The sequence below is a fragment of the Methylophilus sp. E2MeOHC9 genome (assembly GCF_058744375.1).
Genome location: NZ_CP196024.1, coordinates 939018 through 956370, shown reverse-complemented (window position 1 = coordinate 956370; position 17353 = coordinate 939018). Strand labels below are relative to the sequence as shown.

At 52.5% G+C, this 17353-nt stretch carries 15 protein-coding genes; 3 read left to right on the top strand and 12 right to left on the bottom strand.

Translation table 11 applies throughout. The annotated features are described in order from the left end of the window. Positions 1 to 2 precede the first annotated feature (2 nt). The 10 genes from ACSSVF_RS04580 to hemC all read right to left on the bottom strand — a co-directional run bounded on the left by ACSSVF_RS04580 (position 3) and on the right by hemC (position 11523). Complete coding sequence (locus ACSSVF_RS04580; protein ID WP_492405786.1) at positions 3 to 1991, bottom strand: LTA synthase family protein; 1989 nt, start codon at positions 1989 to 1991, stop codon at positions 3 to 5. 112 nt (positions 1992 to 2103) lie between these two features. Then, positions 2104 to 2487 (bottom strand): hypothetical protein, encoded by a 384-nt coding sequence (locus ACSSVF_RS04575; protein ID WP_492405785.1) that lies wholly within the window; start codon positions 2485 to 2487, stop codon positions 2104 to 2106. A 137-nt stretch (positions 2488 to 2624) separates the two neighbouring features. Beyond that, a complete protein-coding gene (locus tag ACSSVF_RS04570) occupies positions 2625 to 3134 on the bottom strand; it encodes a hypothetical protein (RefSeq protein WP_492405784.1) in 510 nt (169 codons plus the stop codon). 6 nt (positions 3135 to 3140) lie between these two features. Continuing rightward, positions 3141 to 4760 carry a hypothetical protein gene (locus ACSSVF_RS04565; protein ID WP_492405783.1) on the bottom strand — a complete coding sequence of 540 codons (1620 nt, stop codon included), beginning with the start codon at positions 4758 to 4760 and terminating at the stop codon, positions 3141 to 3143. An 8-nt stretch (positions 4761 to 4768) separates the two neighbouring features. After that, the gene (locus ACSSVF_RS04560; RefSeq protein WP_492405782.1) at positions 4769 to 6097 is read right to left on the bottom strand and encodes an MFS transporter; all 1329 of its coding nucleotides are present in this window, start codon (positions 6095 to 6097) and stop codon (positions 4769 to 4771) included. After that, a complete protein-coding gene (locus ACSSVF_RS04555) occupies positions 6090 to 7310 on the bottom strand; it encodes an amidohydrolase family protein (RefSeq protein ID WP_492405781.1) in 1221 nt (406 codons plus the stop codon). Before ACSSVF_RS04555 ends, ACSSVF_RS04560 begins: the two co-directional genes overlap by 8 nt. Next, on the bottom strand, positions 7307 to 9439 hold the full coding sequence (gene aas, locus ACSSVF_RS04550) for a bifunctional acyl-ACP--phospholipid O-acyltransferase/long-chain-fatty-acid--ACP ligase (RefSeq protein WP_492405780.1): 2133 nt from the start codon (positions 9437 to 9439) through the stop codon (positions 7307 to 7309). Before aas ends, ACSSVF_RS04555 begins: the two co-directional genes overlap by 4 nt. Before the next feature lie 11 nt (positions 9440 to 9450). Beyond that, the gene (locus tag ACSSVF_RS04545; protein WP_492405779.1) at positions 9451 to 9756 is read right to left on the bottom strand and encodes an ArsR/SmtB family transcription factor; all 306 of its coding nucleotides are present in this window, start codon (positions 9754 to 9756) and stop codon (positions 9451 to 9453) included. Between the two features lie 61 nt (positions 9757 to 9817). After that, complete coding sequence (locus ACSSVF_RS04540; RefSeq protein ID WP_492405778.1) at positions 9818 to 10582, bottom strand: uroporphyrinogen-III synthase; 765 nt, start codon at positions 10580 to 10582, stop codon at positions 9818 to 9820. Continuing rightward, complete coding sequence (hemC, locus tag ACSSVF_RS04535) at positions 10579 to 11523, bottom strand: hydroxymethylbilane synthase (protein WP_492405777.1); 945 nt, start codon at positions 11521 to 11523, stop codon at positions 10579 to 10581. Before hemC ends, ACSSVF_RS04540 begins: the two co-directional genes overlap by 4 nt. 315 nt (positions 11524 to 11838) lie before the next feature. On the opposite strand from hemC, the gene ACSSVF_RS04530 reads away from it, so the two are divergent. Continuing rightward, a complete protein-coding gene (locus ACSSVF_RS04530; RefSeq protein ID WP_379058470.1) occupies positions 11839 to 12513 on the top strand; it encodes a mechanosensitive ion channel family protein in 675 nt (224 codons plus the stop codon). 21 nt (positions 12514 to 12534) lie between these two features. Here the strand turns inward: ACSSVF_RS04530 and ACSSVF_RS04525 are convergent, their stop codons facing one another. Continuing rightward, positions 12535 to 13293: a LytR/AlgR family response regulator transcription factor gene (locus ACSSVF_RS04525; RefSeq protein ID WP_492405776.1), complete on the bottom strand. Its 759-nt coding sequence runs from the start codon at positions 13291 to 13293 to the stop codon at positions 12535 to 12537. Then, positions 13286 to 14323 (bottom strand): sensor histidine kinase, encoded by a 1038-nt coding sequence (locus ACSSVF_RS04520; RefSeq protein ID WP_492405775.1) that lies wholly within the window; start codon positions 14321 to 14323, stop codon positions 13286 to 13288. Before ACSSVF_RS04520 ends, ACSSVF_RS04525 begins: the two co-directional genes overlap by 8 nt. 249 nt (positions 14324 to 14572) lie before the next feature. Here ACSSVF_RS04520 and argH point away from each other — a divergent pair, with 249 nt between their 5' ends. Beyond that, a complete protein-coding gene (gene argH, locus ACSSVF_RS04515) occupies positions 14573 to 15991 on the top strand; it encodes an argininosuccinate lyase (protein ID WP_492405774.1) in 1419 nt (472 codons plus the stop codon). Positions 15992 to 16053: 62 nt separating this feature from the next. Further along, entirely contained in the window at positions 16054 to 16710 is a 657-nt protein-coding gene (locus ACSSVF_RS04510; RefSeq protein WP_492405773.1) for a hypothetical protein, read from the top strand. Positions 16711 to 17353: the final 643 nt, after the last annotated feature.

Genomic DNA, 17353 nt, shown 5'->3' with positions numbered 1-17353 from the left:
TGTTACTCCGGCAAGCGATAACGCTGCTCTTTGTAGAGCAAAGCAGGCAGCAAGGCATTCGCCAGAGCCTGCTCGGCCAATGCTTGCGCATCGGCAGGCGCGGCAGTATTTTGCAGTTTTTTGCTTTGCGGATCGTAATGACCAAACGCCGGGGCCTTGCCTTCACGCAACACCACTACCTCATTCTGCTCGATGCTGGGCCCCAGTTGCTGCATCCAGCCATAGTTGGAGTTGTATTGCATCATGGCGCGGCCGCGGTAATCGGCGCTGATATCAGACAGGTCATGGCCGGTCATCGGGTGCTGGGCGGCGATGCCCATCAATGACAATACAGTGACGGGTAAATCAATCTGGCTGGCGATGGCATCCACCGTTTTGGCCTGCACCGCGCCACCCAGGATTAGTGCCGGGATATGGAAATGCTCAATCGGCACCAGTGAATCGCCGCGCACACGGATATCGTGGTCGGCTACGATCAGGAACACGGTATCCTTCCAGTATGGGCTGGCCTTGGCTTTTTTGAAGAACTCGCCTATCGCGTAATCGGCATACTTCACCGCATTGTTATCGGTCGCTTTCGGTTGCTCATATAACTCAATACGGCCATCCGGGAATTCAAACGGTGCGTGATTGGACGAACTGAATGCCAAAGTAAAAAATGGCTTACCGCTGGCATGATGCGCCAGCAGCTGCTCATGGGTCTTATTCAGCAAATCTTCATCGGAAGCGCCCCAGCTGGCAACGAATACCGGATTCTTGAAATCGGGCTGGTCGGTGATCTGCTGAAAGCCATTGCCCATAAAAAAGCTGCGCATATTGTCAAAGTGCGACTCGCCACCATAGATAAACTCAGTGTTGTAACCCTGTTTACCTAGCAACGAAGCCAGCGTGAAAAAGTTGCTCTGGCTTAAACCCAGCTTGACCGTACTATCGGCAGGCGTAGGCTGAAAACCCGTCACCACCGCTTCAATACCGCGCACAGAACGTGTGCCGGTGGCATACAAATGCGTAAACCAGACGCCTTCAGATTTGAGTTTTTCCAGATTGGGCGTCACAGGCTTGCCGCCTAATGACTCTACAAAGCCGGCGCCCAGGCTTTCCTGCAACAGGATGACCAGGTTCAAGGGTTTGTCGTGCGTGACAGACGGCACCAGCGTAGTCAGGGTGGGGATATCGCCCTCTTTAGCGCCCGTGATCGCAAATACTTTTTCGCGTGGCAACTTGCCATACATCTCACTCGATTTTGCTTCATGCTGCAAGCTGTAAGCGGCATAAAAAACCGAATAAGTGGAATTCAGGATCAGGCTATTCACCATGCTGTCTTGCGTGATGGCGAACAGGGCCGGGTTAGCAGGCCTGTGCGTGAGTGTTGAACGAACGGCAAACGCAGTCAGCACTAAAATAAATGGCCATACCAGCCAGACTGCCCAATTTGACCATTTTGCTTCTGCTTCACGCCATGGTTTCAGCAGTTTGTAGACCAGTACCAGCGCCAGCAAAGCCATGCCCAGGCCAAAAAACAGTTCTACTTTGAAGCCCTGCCACAACATGCCGAACACTTCATGCGGATATTTGAGGTATTCCACAAAAATACGGTTGGGGCGCACATCATATTCGAGAATAAAACCAGGGGTCGCCGCTTCCAGAAACACCAGCAACACCAGTGAAAGCAACACCCACCAAAAGGTGAACGCGCGCCAGATATTAAAGCGCTTGCGTGTCGCCAGCACGGGCGCGAGTAATACCGGAATAATAGCCAGCAAACCGAGCTGGATCAGGTCAACGCGCACACCTTGCAGCAGAATCTGGCAGAGTTCGCCAGTGGCCAGAACGCGCTCCCATTTCCAACCCACCAGACCCAGACGGGTCAACGAGAGAAACACCAGGCCGCTTAAAAACATCACTATTAGCGGCGCATAAGGGCCGAACCAGTGACCTATCGTCCAGAGCTTGGAATGTGAAGGAGGCTTACCGAAATAACTTGATCGCATGTTTTGCTTAATCAGAATTGATTCAAGCGTGACATTATAACGGGTTATTGCGGAATGTTATTGCAGCGCACTTTGCGAAAACGATAGGGCATAGCATTAAAAGGCAATTAATTTAAGTACCATCTGCCAGCGGTGTCTTTTTGCGCAAATCCAGATACACGGCTGATAACAATACAATCGGTATGACAAAGCCGACCAGCAGAGGAATTAAATCCACCAGCATATCGACGATGCCGGTCTGGCTGGTAAACGCGCTCCATACTTTTGCGAGCAAGGGAATCACGGTAAATAACAAAGTCGGCACCAGAAACCAGATCGTGCTGGTCGCGCCGCGTTTGGCAAGCCGTGCGGAGACATACGAAACCAACGCGACAATGACAGCAGCGCCTGCGCCCCACACTGCGCCTGCGATCACAGTGATCCAGGTACCCACCTGATATAACAACAAACAAATAATAGCGGTGAGGACCAGTTTGCGATTGATTGCCAGCGACATAGTGTGCCTCCTTATTATTGAGTTTTTTCTGACACCACTTTAGCAGATAAGTTGGCGGATTCTTAATAAATCTTTACGGCCTCAACCAGCTTCGCCATTAAACAACGAGACTGACCACCCTTTAAATGAACCCATCTTCAATTGATTTTAGACCACACAGCCAGAGCTTGCAGGTCTTGGTAAATGGGGGCTTCAGGCGTCACATCCAGTATGCCTTTATCAATCAGCATCACCGCCTGCTGGCATCCTTCCCTTTTATTGCCTTTGCCTATCCAGTCTTTGATGATGCCTTCACCCTCTTTACGCACGATAGTGGAGTAGTCCTTAAGTACGGCATCCCTGGCGATAGTGCCGCCTGAAGCATCCGCCGCTTCCATTTTTTTCGCGATATATTTAGTGGATGCTGTGTAATATTTGGCATTGCGATCCTGCCAGATATTCACAAACTCTCTTGGCGTCTCCAATCGGCCTAGTAATGAAAGGCACTCAATGCCGATACGGCCGACGACAAAATTGGCTGCGCCTATAAAGGCAGACGCCACATTTCTTGATTCAGACTCGAGGGCATCGCCTTCCTCTGCATACACCTCACTGGTTAACACGCTGATTAACAATGCGGCCAGAATAGAATGCTGTTTTTTCATCATTTGATTTTAACGCTTTGCCTGATTCATGAAAAACCTTTTCAGGCTTTTCCAGATTAGTATTAACAACAGCCAGGCCAGCCCGATTGCGCTGATTAAAAACAATATCGCAGGGACAGGGATCAAGGCGGGGGTTTGCGGCTTTAGCGCCCAGCCATTTTTTAAATCATCCGGCAAGGGATTGGGCGTAACTGGAATAATTTTCCACTGGCTACGATCCGCTGGCGCTTGCTGCAGATATTGCGCAAAGCTATATACCGGCGCCAGGCCATTGACGCGGCTGGAGGGGATTTGCGGGATGCGTACAAAATATATCGCTTCGATCTGGTTAGCCATGGCTTGCATCTCGGGTGAGGCCAAGGTCTGCGTGCTAGCGGTTTGCGCAATGTTGAGCATGTCATTACCTATGGCATCAAACGCCACCGCGGGGAACAGGCGCGTCATTTCTGTATTCAGGTAATCATAGATCGCGCGGCCTTTGGTCAGGCTACCTTCGGTGGCGGCGATATACCAGTAAGCCGCGCTGGCTTTAAGCACACTTTCGCCGCCGCTCTCCGGCACTTTCCAACCCAAATGGTGCAAGACATCGACACTGATACCTGCGCAGTTGTTGGTAGCATGGTCATAAACAAAATCATTGCGGTAAAAATGCTGGTAAACGCGGTTACTTGCGGCCTGGATTCTGGCCGGAATGGTCGGCTGCGAAAACACAGCCACCAGCATATAAGACGGCCGGTAAAATGCCTGCCCGCTGTTAAGGTCAGCCATGTATTTATCAAAAGGCGTGACCCCGGCAATAATGCCTTTTTCGCTATTGGTCGCCAGGTTGTAGTAATTGTTCACCAGCCAGTGGTGGTAGCTGCCATCGGCCCCGACGACACCGGTGGCTAACGCAAAATGCCCGCCGTGCGCTTCGTCGTCATCGCCTTGTGCGCCATTTAATAACACACCCAATACCGCCTTGCCTGCCAGCGCCGGCTGAACGCCAGGCGTTTTTTGCCATAACAACCGACTCTCATGCTGGCTCTGCGCGCCCCCTTGCTCAAATTGCACCAGCTGTTTGAGAGACTCATTGGTTTGCAATGGTTGCGGCTGGGCCTGCAGATCCAGGCGGAAATCTTCCGGCCAAATGGTGCGTGCAACGATGGTGTCGCCTACCTGCTCACCGCGGATACTGAGCGCACGCTGCGCGAAAAAAGCCTGGCTAGCCTGATTCCAATATGACAAATTGGTCGGGATTTTCGGGACGATTTCAAACGGGGATTGTGTACCCGCTGCTACTTGCAGTTGCTTTCCGCCTGCCAATAAATGCGTATTCGTCCATTGCTGGGTGGAGCCAGTCCAAACCACGCCTGGCAAGGCATTCGCGTCCAAAGCCGTGACATTTTCGGCCCCGCGCTGGCTTGCATTAAAACCGGTGACAGGCTGATCCGCCTGCGGAACTGCAATCGTCTCACCTTTGAAATACCATTGCGCTTGTGGCAGCCCCTGGCAATGCGCACAAGGCGCAGTCACTGTCGCAAACTGCTCACTTTCATATTGCCCTAAAGGATGTTTCACAACCTCACCTGCCTGTGCCGCGCCTATTGCCTGAGAACATCCCAGTAACCACCAAGCCAGTTGTCGCATGCTAACCCCTACTCTGCTACAAACCAGCGTTTGACATACGCCACGCTACTGGACCAGTACTCAGGCTGCCGCGCACATAAATAAGCCGCCACCAGCAGGTTCAGGCCAGCTGTCGCTGCAAACAATTGCGGAATACTCAAGCCATAGCCAAATAACATCAGCGAGAAGCCGGCAGAAAGCACCATAAACAATGCATTCATAATATTGTTGGCGGCGATGACACGCGATTGATAGCGTGCCTCAACCCGTGATTGCAACAACACATATAAAGGCACGATATACAGGCCACCGCTCACTCCTAGCAGCGCGACATCCAGCAGCATGCGCCAATAATCCAGCTGGCTGATAGCTTGTAATGTCCAGTCAGGATGCGCCAGAAACTGCTGCTGGATATTGCCCGCAGTCGCCGCGAAATCCCATGCGAACAACGACATGCCAGCCGCACCCAGCATCACCAGGCCTAGCTCCTGCTTGCCTTTGGAAAGTTTCTCGCACCAGACCGACCCTATGCCCACGCCTACGGAGAAAATGGAGAGCAAGGCAATAAAGTCGCGCTCACTGCCGTGCAGGCCATCTTTTGCCAGGTTGGGAAACTGCGCCAGCAAAGTCGCGCCAAAAAACCAGAACCAGGAGATGGCGACTATGCCTACCCACAATGTTTGTTGCGCCCAGAAGATGCGGACATTATTGATAGTTTCACTGATAGGGTTCCAGTTAATCTTCATCTCCGGCACCGGCGCTGGTGACAACGGAATACTGCGGCTGATATGAAAACCGGAAACTGCAATCAGCAGGATGCTTAAACTGGTGAAGAATTCGTGTTGCGGCAAGCTGCCTAGCCAAGCGCCCAATACCTGCCCTAGCAAAATGGCGACAAAGCTGCCCATCTCCACCAGGCCGTTGCCTGCGGTCAGCTCGTGTGGCTGCAAATGTTGCGGCAGGTAAGAGTATTTCACCGGCCCAAACACGGTGGAATGCAACCCCATCAAAAACAAGGCAAGTGCGAGCAAAGCCAGACTATGTAGCAGAAAGCCAACACTGGCTAACAGCATGATGGCGATTTCGAGCAATTTCACCATGCGGATGATCTGCGACTTTTCGTACTTGTCTGCCAGTTGCCCGGCAGAAGCCGAAAACAGGAAAAATGGCAGGATAAACAGGCCGGGCAACAAGGTGACCAGGGTGCTGCCATCCAGCGTGGTCAGGCTGGCGGTATTAAACGCCACCTGTGTGATCAGCGCTGTTTTAAACACATTGTCATTAAATGCGCCTAATCCCTGGGTCCAGAAAAAAGGGCGGAAACGGTTTTGAGTGAGCAAGGAGAATAGATTATTCATGGCGTTCAAATAATGACCTGGTTTCGAATACTTGAGTGGAGAATGTTTGCCCGTTGATACTGAGCAAACGCTTGAGCGCAAAGTCGTATAACAAAGGGTTGGCCTGTTTTAAACCCAGTAAAAAGGGTTTATGTTCACTAGCCAGCCAGCCGTTGGCAATCAGGGTGTTGATATTGGTTAGCGGCATAATGCCGGGCAGTGGATAATCCGAGCCATTCACCAGCCTGGCATGCCAGTCCTGACGCGCGATCAGGGTAGGCAAAACCCAGGCGTGGTTGATCAGGGTAGTTGCCGAAATATCGCCATGCAACAAAGGTTGGTAATCAGCGGTATCCATCAGGCGGGTGAATAAATCAAAACTGTTGACCACGCGGCCGCCATGATCGAGGTCTTCATCTGCACCGTCACTGGCGCAATGCGCCAGCACCACTTTGACACCCTGTTCCAGTGCCGGGCGCATGCGTAACGGATTACCATACGTCTGGTCACCCCCCGCCACGGCACTTTCTTTGCCGGTGTGCGTGATGATGGGCAATTGCATGCCAGCCAGCTTTTTATAAAAAGGCGCACATTTTTTAGAAGCGGGATCTATGCCCATGCCTGAAGGCAGCCATTTGATGGCACGAGCGCCGGTTTCATATACCTTATCCAGTTCATCCAAAGCATCCGGGCGGTAAGGGTGAATACTCGCCACCCACTCAAAACGCTCTGGTAATTGGCTGGCAATCTGCGCCGCGTAGGTATTGGAGACATGAAAAATAGAAGGTGCTTTGAGCACTGCGCCAGCCTCATCGCGGTACCAGTCAAAAGCAAATAGCATCAATTTGACGCCAGCAGGCATCGTTGCGACCAGCTGCGTCATTTTCGCCACGGTGGAATCATCAATATGCGCTGGGTCCGCGCAGGTACCGTTCATGTAAAAGGCTTTTTGCAGCTTTAACTGCGGATGCCACCAGCTATCCATATCCGGGTTAAACCAGGTTTCATTGCTGGCATCGCTCACGCCTACCAGGTGCACATGCGCGTCCCACACATGGTCTGGCCTGATGCCCTGCCAGATCTGCTGGTAAGTCGGGTGTTGCAACAGACTGGCTGGTGTTTCCGCCTGGCAGGGATTGATTAATCCGGCATCTGGCCAATAACGCCAGGCGGCGTGGCCTATGCCCGCGCAGGCTAATCCCCCTGCCGCCAGCAAGAACTGCCGACGATTCATTGCTGCTCTTCTGCCATTTGCTTCAGCGTCACGTAATCGGTCTTGCCGGTACCCAGCAGGGGAATCGCTTCCACCAGGATGATTTTTCTGGCGATGGCGATTTCCGGCGCACCCAGGTTTTTAGCAACCACCTGCAAATCTTCCCGTTTCAATGCGGCATCGGTGGTAAACAGTACGATATTTTCACCACGGTTGGCATTGCTTTGCGTAGTCGCGGCATGCTGGTGCGAAGGTGCGGCGGTATTTGCAATTTTTTCTACCATTTCGAGCGAGACCATTTCACCGGCGACTTTGGCGAAGCGTTTGACGCGGCCCTTGATATGGATGAACCCTTCCGCGTCGACTTCCACCACATCGCCGGTGTCATACCAGCCGTCCTGCGGTGCGATCAGCTTGCCAGGCTGGTCATACAAATAATAGCCTTGCATGATGTTGTCGCCTTTGACACGTAATAAGCCGCCACTTTCAATGCCCGGGATAGGCTCCAGCGTGTGTGCAATGCCGGGGAAAAACTGGCCGACAGTGCCATTTTTATTCGCCATCGGCGTATTGGCAGAAATCACCGGCGCGCACTCTGTGGTGCCATAGCCTTCCAGAATCCGGATACCGAATTTCTCGTGATAGACCTTGCGTACTTCGTCATTCAGCTTCTCGGCACCGGCCACCACGATGCGTAATTTGTAGAAATCATACGGGTGCGCAAACCTGGCATAGTTAGCCAAAAAGGTATTGGTCGAGAAAAACACCGTGCAGTTTTTCTCGTAGATCACTTCCGGGATCACCTTGTATTGCAGCGGTGACGGAAACAGCATGATACGGATACCGTTTAGCAAAGGCAGCAAAGTGCCGGTAAAACCAAACGCATGAAACATCGGCAATGCCATCATGAATTTGTCGGTAGGGTTAAAATCAAGCATGGCCATGATCTGGTGGATATTGGCCAGTATGCTTTTGTGGCTGTGCACCACGCCTTTGGGTTTACCTTCAGAGCCAGAGGTAAAAAGAATCACCGCGGTGTCTTCGGCTTTTGCAGAGGCCATCACCGCACGCGGGAAATGCAGGGCATAACCCATGAGCCAGGCTTTATCCCATAAACTAAATTGCGAGCGCAAGTCTTCGAGGTAGACAATCTTGGTGCCTTGCAACTGCGCAACCACATCCAATAACTTGGCTGTTTCCAGAAACTTGCGTGATGTCATCACGGTCGTGATCTTGGCCGCAATACAGGCATTTTGCAGCCCGGCGGTACCAGAGGTGTAATTCAGCATGGCCGGAATACGCTTGAAAGCCATCATGCCCAAAATCAAGGCAGCAGTATTGGTGACATTGGGCATCAGCACTCCCACCGCTTCGTTCGGCTGGCTGATTTTGCTGGCCAGGCGGCCCAGCGCCAGGCTTTTCTTCAGCAGATCTTTGTAGGTTTCCTCTACCAGGTTCAAGTCTTCTATCATGCGCATGTTGCTGCCGGATTTGGCAATCGCATCCAGCAGGGTTTCAAACAAGGTGCTACTTTGCTGGGTCTTGAACAGCAGGTTTTGCATGATGTTGCGCATGGCAACACCAGCAATACGGCGGCGCTGCTTGCTGGTGAGCGGCGGTTGCGCTTCAGAATCGGTCTTTATTTCAGTGGTTGGCAATACGGTCAGCGTGACCTTGGGAAATAATTTACGCGGGTGCGCGGCAGATAAGCGGCCAAAATAGGATTGCGCAGCGCCTTCCACACGTACCGGCAGTACTTTGACGCCGGTCTTGGCGGCCACAAATCCAGGGCCGTCATACACCTTCATCAAGGCACCGGTTGAGGTAATGCGCCCTTCAGGGAAGATCACCACGTTTTCACCGGCATTCAAACGCTGAATGACTTTTTTCATTGCCAGCGGGCTGCTGGGGTTCACCGCCACATGCGGCGTCAGGCTCAGGATGCCCCTGAAAAAAGGATTCTTCAGGACATCGCTGTGCACCACAAAAGTGGCGCGCTTGGGTAAAAACAGGCCTATCAACATGCCATCCAGTAATGATTCATGATTGGCGATGATCAGTAAGCGGTCTTCTGCCGGAATATTCTCCAACCCCAACACACGCACCCTAAACACCAAACGACACAATACTCTCAACATGCTGGCAAGCATTGACTTTCCCCTTATATCTCTTCTTTTAAATAAGTCATGACGTTCTGCAACGCTTGCTGCATCCCGTCTTTATTCACCCAGAAATACACTTCGCGACCAATCTTTTCGCTGCGCAAGGCGCCCCCGCGTTCAAGCACTTTCAGGTGATGGGTCACGGCGGTGCGGCTTAGTTGCGAACTATCGACGATCTGTAAAATGGTCAGGCGCTCATTTTTATCAAACGATAGCAAAATTCGCTGTCGGTGTGCATCACCTAATGCAACAAATAGGTCAGAAATATCCGACCAGGCTTCTGGAATGTGTGTGATCAGCTTCATATAACTATATAATTAGTTATTTAGTTATATGTGTCAAGCATTTTTTCAGGCGGATATGAATTTAAGGCGTGGCGGTGAAGTGCCTGGCGAGTAGCTGCAACATTGCCTTATCCCCAGGCTGCCCGGCACTGGCAACGGTTAAGCCATGCGCAGCGGCCTGCTCGGCGATGCGGTCATGGTTCACAAACAGCGGAACCGCCTTCAGCCAATCCGCTTGCCCGGCCAGATCGAGCAAAAAGCGCAAGGCTTCTGAGCTGGTGATAATGATTGCTTGCAACTGACCTGCGGCGTAAGCGTGTGCCAGCGCCTCTGCATTCGCTTGCGGATTGATGCGCCGGTAACATTCCCCAAACACCACTTCGGCCCCGCGCTGCTTTAAGCTATCCGCGAGCACTTCACGCCCGCCGACACCGCGCACAATCAGCACGCGCTGGCCTTGCATCTGCTGTAATTCAGGCAATGCGAGCAAGGACTCACTATCGAATCTACTCATGGGGGTTAATACTTCAACCACACCAAATCCCTGCAATGCACTGGCGGTGGTCGGGCCGATGGCGGCGAATTTCAATGTAGAAGTGAATGCAGCTTGCTGCAACAAGGGCATGCCATATTGCACGGCATTGCTACTGATAAACATGGCCCAGTCGAACTGGCTGACCGGCGTAATGGCGGCATGAAAAGCCGTCAGGTCAGGCAGGCTGGTGATATCCAGCAACGGGAAAGAGATCACCGCCCCACCCGCGGCAGTGATGGCGGCATTCAGTTTTGTCGCCTGCTCCGGTGGCCGCGTGACGGCTATGTGCACGCCAGCCAGTGGCTGGGTCATTTCACGCCGTCCAGCGCAGCCAGGATTTTATCCGCACCACGGGCGATCAGTTTTAACGCCAGTTGTTGCCCCAGTTTTTCAGCGCCTTGCGCCGGGCCAGTGACAGTTTCTTTTAGCATTTGCTGGCCATCCACACTGGCGACGAAGCCATGTATGGTGATGGTGTCGGCCTGTTTTGTCGCATATGCGCCAAGCGGCACGGTACAACTGCCCGCCAGCGCACGACTAAAACCACGTTCGGCCTCCACGCATAATTGGGTATCTACATGGTTAAGTGGCGCCAGAATCGCTATCAAATCGTGACGGCTGGCGTTGATTTCAATGCCCAGCGCGCCCTGCCCGACAGCCGGGATGCTCTCCGCCGGATCAATAAATCCTTTGATGCGCTCACCCAGCCCCAGGCGGATCAGCCCTGCGGCGGCCAGGATAATCGCAGCATATTGGCCTTCATCCAGTTTGCGCAAACGGGTCTGAACGTTTCCGCGCAACGATTCGATTTTCAGCTGCGGAAAGCGCGCCTGGATCTGGCTTTGCCTGCGCAGGCTGGAAGTACCGACGATGCTGCCTGCGGGTAAATCTTGCAGGCTGGTGAAATGATTGGAGACAAAGGCATCGCGCGGGTCTTCACGCTCGCCGGTGGCAGCCAGGGCAAAGCCTTCCGGCAAATGCATGGGCACATCTTTCAGGCTGTGCACGGCAAGATCCGCACTGCCATCGGCCAGTGCATTCTCAAGTTCTTTGACAAACAAGCCTTTGCCGCCAATACGCGATAGCGGTGAATCCAGAATCTGGTCACCGGTGGTGGTCATGCCTAAAATGCTGACCTCGCATTGTGGATAGAGTGCCTGTAAACGGGCCTGGATATGCCGGGCTTGCCACATCGCCAATGCGCTTTCACGCGAGGCAATGACCAGGGATTTTGGAGGGGTAACGGTAGTCATGCCGCCATTTTAACATAGGGGATTGGCGGACTGCGTGACACCGCTTGCCGCGTATTGTTCACGAACCTTTTACGCCACAGTCAGGTCGGATTGAGTTATGCTACCTAGGCTTTTAAGCAGAAACTTTGCTCAGGAAGCACGTAATAAATGGCTACGCGGGCGAATTGCAGCGTTGTGCGGTACTAGAAACCAAGCCGTACTTTAATGTACTGCCTTGATTTCTGCGTTCCGTGCGTCTTGCACTTTATCCCGCCCGCTCACTGATTGCGTGTTTCCCCAAAATTAAAGTATTAACGATAAAAAAGGAGGGCTGCCATGCAGTATCAAATCGATATTTTTCTTTCTTCACTCAATCAATTTTGGGTAGAACTCGTCAACTTTGTGCCTAAATTGCTGGCCGTGGTTGTGATCTTGTTTTTTGGCTGGCTGGTCGCCAAACTGGTACGTATAGGCGTGAAACGCCTGCTCGAAATCACACAGTTTGACGCCTTTGCCAAGCGTTCCGGCCTGGAATCATTCATGCGTAGCGCCAATTTCAATGTCACGTTAAGCGGCATTATCAGCCAGGTGATTTACTGGCTGGTGATTTTGCTGTTTGTGATCACTTGTGCCAATTCGCTGGGCATGACAGAAGTAGCCATGCTGTTACGTGAACTGGCCAGCTATTTGCCACATATTATCGTCGCTATCCTGGTGGTGATTTTTGGTACCTTGTTTGCACGTTTTATCAACCGCCTGGTATTTGCCTGGTTGCATAGCATCAAGTTTGAACAGGCGCTGATCATCAGTACTTCGGCTGAATATTGCATCCAGATCCTGGCGATTTTTATTGGCCTGGAACAATTGGGCATAGGCATGCAATTGATACACGCCTTGTTTATCATTGTGTTTGGCGCGGTATTCCTGGCTCTGGCGATTGCGTTCGGCCTGGGTGGTAAAGACTGGGCAGCCAAGGTGATTGAGCAAGCCGACCAGAAGAAGAAAATGTAATAAACCTCAATTCAGGGCCGTTTAGACGGCCCTGATCATATGTTGATGACGCCGGCTGACGACCAGCGTCTCAGCAATGCCTTTGATCAGCACCACCCAGCTTGACTCCCCTGCCTCTTCACCCGTTAGCTCTCCTGGGTGCACACGTTGTTTTGCGTAACCGGCAATGGCATTTTTTGCGACTAATGCATTGCGGTGTACACGCACAAAGCGGTCCGCATACGTCTGCTCCAGCTGATTCAGTGACACTTCCAGTAAATAGCTTTTTTCAAGTGTCCGTACCGTCACATATTTAAGCTCGGCGCGTAGATACAGTACTTCATCGACTGCGATCAGCAACACTTTGCCGCGCTCATGAATACTCAAATGTTGCGGGGCTTCCTGCAATGCTTGCAAGGCCTGTGACTGCTTGGCTTGCAAGGGACGCGCCTTGGCCAAGGCCGCTGACAACCTTTCCGCACGGATAGGTTTGAGCAGGTAATCAATCGCGTTCAGGTCAAACGCCTGCAAGGCATAGTGATCGTAGGCGGTGGTGAAAATGAGGTTAGGCGGCGTTGCCAGTTTGCGCATATGTTGCGCCAGTTCAATCCCATCCATCACTGGCATGCGGATATCCACCAAGGCGATATCGACTGTCGCATGTTGTAAAACTGCCATCGCCTCTACGCCATTGGCAGCTTCACCGACGATGGTATAACCACCGATATCACCTACCAGGTCGCGCAAACGCTGCCTTGCCAGCGGCTCGTCATCCACGATCAGCAATTGCTGGTTAGCCATGCGCCACCTCGGAGAGCGGACGGGTTGGAATCGTGATTTCAACCACGTATTGCCCTTGCGATTCATACTGCTTGAGCCGCGCTTCCAGGTCGTAATGCAAGCGCAAACGCTCACGGATATTTTTAAGCGCCATTTTATTGCCGCCGGTTTTGTCCGCGCGCGATGACAGCGGGTTGCTGATGCGCAGCAATAAGTCTTGCCCACTGGCTTGAATATGAATCACGATTTTGCCCCCTTGCGCCAGCGGCTCAATGCCGTGATAAACCGCGTTTTCAACCAGCGGCTGCAAGATCAGCGGCGGAATCATGATACCGGCGGATATTTCCGCCATATGCCATTCGCATTGCAAGCGTTCATCCAATCGCAGTTTTTCAATGCTCAGGTACTGCTGGCAGAGCGCAATCTCCTGCGTCAGAGGCACCAGCGCGCGGTTATCTGCCATCAGCACCCGGAACAATTCCGCCATATCTTCAAGCGCCACTTCAGCACGTTGTGGCTGGCTGCGTATTAGTGACAATACCGCGTTCAGGCTATTGAACAGGAAATGCGGCCGGATACGTGCTTGCAAAGCCTGCAAGCGTGCTTCGGCAATGGCCGGTGAATAAGCGCGCTGTAACAAATCGAGGTAATACAGGCACAAAGCCACATCGCCTACACACAGCAATATGATTTGCAGATACTGGCTGGTGGAAAGGGGTGAAATCCAACTCTGATAGCCATAGCTGCATAACAGCGTGAGTAGCAGCGCCAGCGCCATGATGGCAGCCAGGCCGCTGCGGTAAGGCAGGCGCAGAATCAATGGATACAACAGGGTTAACGCGCCCATGATCAGCAGCAAAGGCGGCAGCCACTGCCCGGCCAGTTGTGTGAGACCAGTGACCCAAAGCGCAATACTCCAGCCCGGCTGCCCGCCAGCCACCGTCAGCAATCCCAGCAAACAAACGTGCAATAACAATACACGCAAATGTATGCCTAGATTGCGGAAATTGGGGATGCGGTTGCCTTTACGCACGGCGGGATGTCCGTTCATGAAACACGCAATCAGTGCCTACGCGAGCGAATTGCTGTGTTACACGAGCTTGTCCAAATACAGCTTCGTAACCTCGCTGTATAACGCATACTATCTCTGTTATTGCGTTCCGTGCGTCTTGCACTTCATCTCGCTCAATCACTTAATCGCGCGTTTCATTTATAATGTCGTGCCAGCATCATAAGTATTAAGCGCCGGTGGCGCAAGCATGCGCTAGACGCCCAATTTCTGGCAGAAAGAATTTTTGCTTTGACAACTTCGCAATCCAAACCACAATCTTCGCTGCATCAAAAAGACCAGGCCTGGTCCGGCCGTTTTAATGAGCCGGTGGCCGAACTGGTCAAACGCTACACCGCCTCGGTCGATTTCGACAAGCGACTGGCTGCATTTGATATACAAGGCTCAATTGCGCACGCCACTATGCTGGGTGCGCAAGACATTATTTCTGCGCAAGATGTTGAAGATATCAAACGCGGTCTGGGCGAGATTCTGAGCGAGATCGAAGCCGGCCAGTTTGAATGGCTGCTGGACCTGGAAGATGTACACCTGAACATTGAAAGACGCCTGACCGAAAAAATCGGCGATGCCGGCAAACGCCTGCATACCGGCCGTTCACGCAATGACCAGGTCGCGACCGATGTCCGTTTATGGCTACGCAGCGTGGTCGATGACACCATTGCCGGTATCCGCGCCCTGCAAACTTCGCTGCTCGATCTGGCTGAACAAAATGCCGCCACCATCATGCCCGGCTTTACCCATTTGCAGGTAGCGCAACCAGTGACTTTTGGCCATCACCTGATGGCCTATTTTGAAATGCTCAATCGCGATGCCGAACGCTTTGCCGATGCCCGCAAACGGATCAACCGCCTGCCTCTAGGGGCTGCCGCACTGGCCGGCACCAGCTATCCGATCAACCGTGAACTGGTAGCAGAGTTATTAGGCTTTGACAGCGTCTGCCAGAACTCGCTGGATGCCGTCTCCGACCGCGACTTTGCCATTGAATTCAATGCCGCCGCCTCGTTGCTGATGATGCATCTGTCACGCTTCTCTGAAGAACTCATTTTATGGATGAGCCCAAGATTTGGCTTTATTGATATTGCCGACCGTTTCTGTACCGGCTCCTCCATCATGCCGCAAAAGAAAAACCCGGATGTGCCGGAGCTGGTACGTGGCAAAACCGGCCGCGTCTATGGGCATTTAGTTGGCTTGCTGACATTGATGAAAGGCCAGCCGCTGGCCTACAACAAAGACAACCAGGAAGACAAAGAGCCGCTGTTTGATGTGGCAGATACATTGTTAGTCACCTTGCAGATTTACGCCGATATGCTGCGCGGCATCACCGTAAAAGCCGACAATATGCGCCAGGCCGCACTAGAAGGCTTTGCCACCGCCACCGACCTGGCAGATTACCTGGTGAAAAAAGGCATGCCGTTCCGCGATGCGCACGAAGTCGTCGCGCACGCAGTTAAAGCAGGCGTGGAAACCGGCCGCGACCTGGCCGAATTCAGCCTGGCTGATTTACAGGCATTCAGCGCCACAATCGGTGATGACGTGTTTGAAGTCCTCACGCTGGAAGGCTCAGTCGCCAGCCGCAACCACACCGGCGGCACCGCTCCCGAACAAGTCCGCCGCGCCATCGCGCAAGCCAGGCAACAGTTAGGGCGCTGATGACACACCTGCCTCATCTCCAGTGGAATCACAGATCACATTGGCTGATAATGGCAGGATTCATGCTTTTCCTTGGCTTAGCTGTGCTGGTTCAGCAACCAGCGCACGCCGCATTTGGCATTGCCAACCCCAAACACGAACAATCCATGCTATGGCCGCTGCTACCCGGCGAAAGCATCAACAGCCTGGCGACCAAACTATATCCGCAAAGCCCGGTGTTGCAGCAACGCTTTGTGCAGCAATCACTTACCTTCAGCCGCAGTCGCGGCATATTACTGACTGCCGATCAACGCGTAGACTCTGCGCAATTGATCGCCGTGCCGAATGCGCAAGCGCTGCATACAGTGACGCATCGCATTAAAAAAGCGGATGAAGCGGATCCGCAAATGTTTGCAACACAAGGCTTGGTGATGAGCCTGCAAATACGGCAGGTAGAGCAATCTGGCAGTATATTTCCGAAACTTAGCTTACCTTCTATCCAGGTACCGGCGTGGATGAAATTGAACAATGCGACTTTTGCTTCAGTGAAGTCGCGAGTATCGGGGGTGACTGCGCAAATGCAGGGGAATTTTCAATCGAATATCAAAGCGCTTGGGCATCTGTCGGTGAAGCGCTTATCAAGACAACCGCATTTAGTGATGATTGTGAGTAGTGGGTTATTGTTGTTAGTGTTGGCGGTGGTTTGGGGATTGCAGGGTAAACGTCATTCGGATCGCTGATAAATAATTTCCGAGTGTGATTGATGCCTTTTATTTCGCCTCTAGGCGACCCTCTTTCTTATGCTTGTCCATAAGAAAGAAGGCAAAGAACAAGACACCCTAGCTTCCGCTTGTATCCTGCGTTGCTCGCCAAAATAAGCGGTCACGAAACTCATCCTAGCGGCCTGCACACTACGCAGGCCACCGCGGGATTCGGACAGTCGCTCCCTTCCTCCTTATTTTGACTGCGCTACTCGGCGCGTCAGATAGGGGCCCCGTTAAAACCACCACGATGAAATGCTTGTTAAAAGTATGCATTCAGGGCGCTAAGTAACTCTGTAAGCGTTTTAAAGTAAATGACCAACAAACTATTTTTCTGGTCATTTTGTCTGTTTGCTTTGTCTATTTCAGTGTGCCGGCGGGATGCAATCTTATGGATTTCAGTATAAGTAACCGCGTGGTGGTTTTCATGGGCCCCTATCTGACGCGCCGAGTAGCGCAGTCAGCGTGGGAGTTTTCGGCCAGCGCCTGTTTGAGCTCCGCGGTGGCTTGCGTAGTGTGCAAGCCGCTAGGGCGAGTTCCGCTGGACGCCCACGGTGACGAGCAACGCAGGGAAAAAGCGGAAGCTAGGGTGCCCTTTCTTTTGGTGACTTATTCTTTGGAC

Excerpts from the sequence above, each read along its gene's own strand:
- ACSSVF_RS04580 (WP_492405786.1), bottom strand. The coding sequence starts at position 1,991 with ATGCGATCAAGTTATTTCGGTAAGCCTCCTTCACATTCCAAGCTCTGG.
- ACSSVF_RS04575 (WP_492405785.1), bottom strand. The coding sequence starts at position 2,487 with ATGTCGCTGGCAATCAATCGCAAACTGGTCCTCACCGCTATTATTTGT.
- ACSSVF_RS04570 (WP_492405784.1), bottom strand. The coding sequence starts at position 3,134 with ATGATGAAAAAACAGCATTCTATTCTGGCCGCATTGTTAATCAGCGTG.
- ACSSVF_RS04565 (WP_492405783.1), bottom strand. The coding sequence starts at position 4,760 with ATGCGACAACTGGCTTGGTGGTTACTGGGATGTTCTCAGGCAATAGGC.
- ACSSVF_RS04560 (WP_492405782.1), bottom strand. The coding sequence starts at position 6,097 with ATGAATAATCTATTCTCCTTGCTCACTCAAAACCGTTTCCGCCCTTTT.
- ACSSVF_RS04555 (WP_492405781.1), bottom strand. The coding sequence starts at position 7,310 with ATGAATCGTCGGCAGTTCTTGCTGGCGGCAGGGGGATTAGCCTGCGCG.
- aas (WP_492405780.1), bottom strand. The coding sequence starts at position 9,439 with ATGCTTGCCAGCATGTTGAGAGTATTGTGTCGTTTGGTGTTTAGGGTG.
- ACSSVF_RS04545 (WP_492405779.1), bottom strand. The coding sequence starts at position 9,756 with ATGAAGCTGATCACACACATTCCAGAAGCCTGGTCGGATATTTCTGAC.
- ACSSVF_RS04540 (WP_492405778.1), bottom strand. The coding sequence starts at position 10,582 with ATGACCCAGCCACTGGCTGGCGTGCACATAGCCGTCACGCGGCCACCG.
- hemC (WP_492405777.1), bottom strand. The coding sequence starts at position 11,523 with ATGACTACCGTTACCCCTCCAAAATCCCTGGTCATTGCCTCGCGTGAA.
- ACSSVF_RS04530 (WP_379058470.1), top strand. The coding sequence starts at position 11,839 with ATGCAGTATCAAATCGATATTTTTCTTTCTTCACTCAATCAATTTTGG.
- ACSSVF_RS04525 (WP_492405776.1), bottom strand. The coding sequence starts at position 13,293 with ATGGCTAACCAGCAATTGCTGATCGTGGATGACGAGCCGCTGGCAAGG.
- ACSSVF_RS04520 (WP_492405775.1), bottom strand. The coding sequence starts at position 14,323 with ATGAACGGACATCCCGCCGTGCGTAAAGGCAACCGCATCCCCAATTTC.
- ACSSVF_RS04510 (WP_492405773.1), top strand. The coding sequence starts at position 16,054 with ATGCTTTTCCTTGGCTTAGCTGTGCTGGTTCAGCAACCAGCGCACGCC.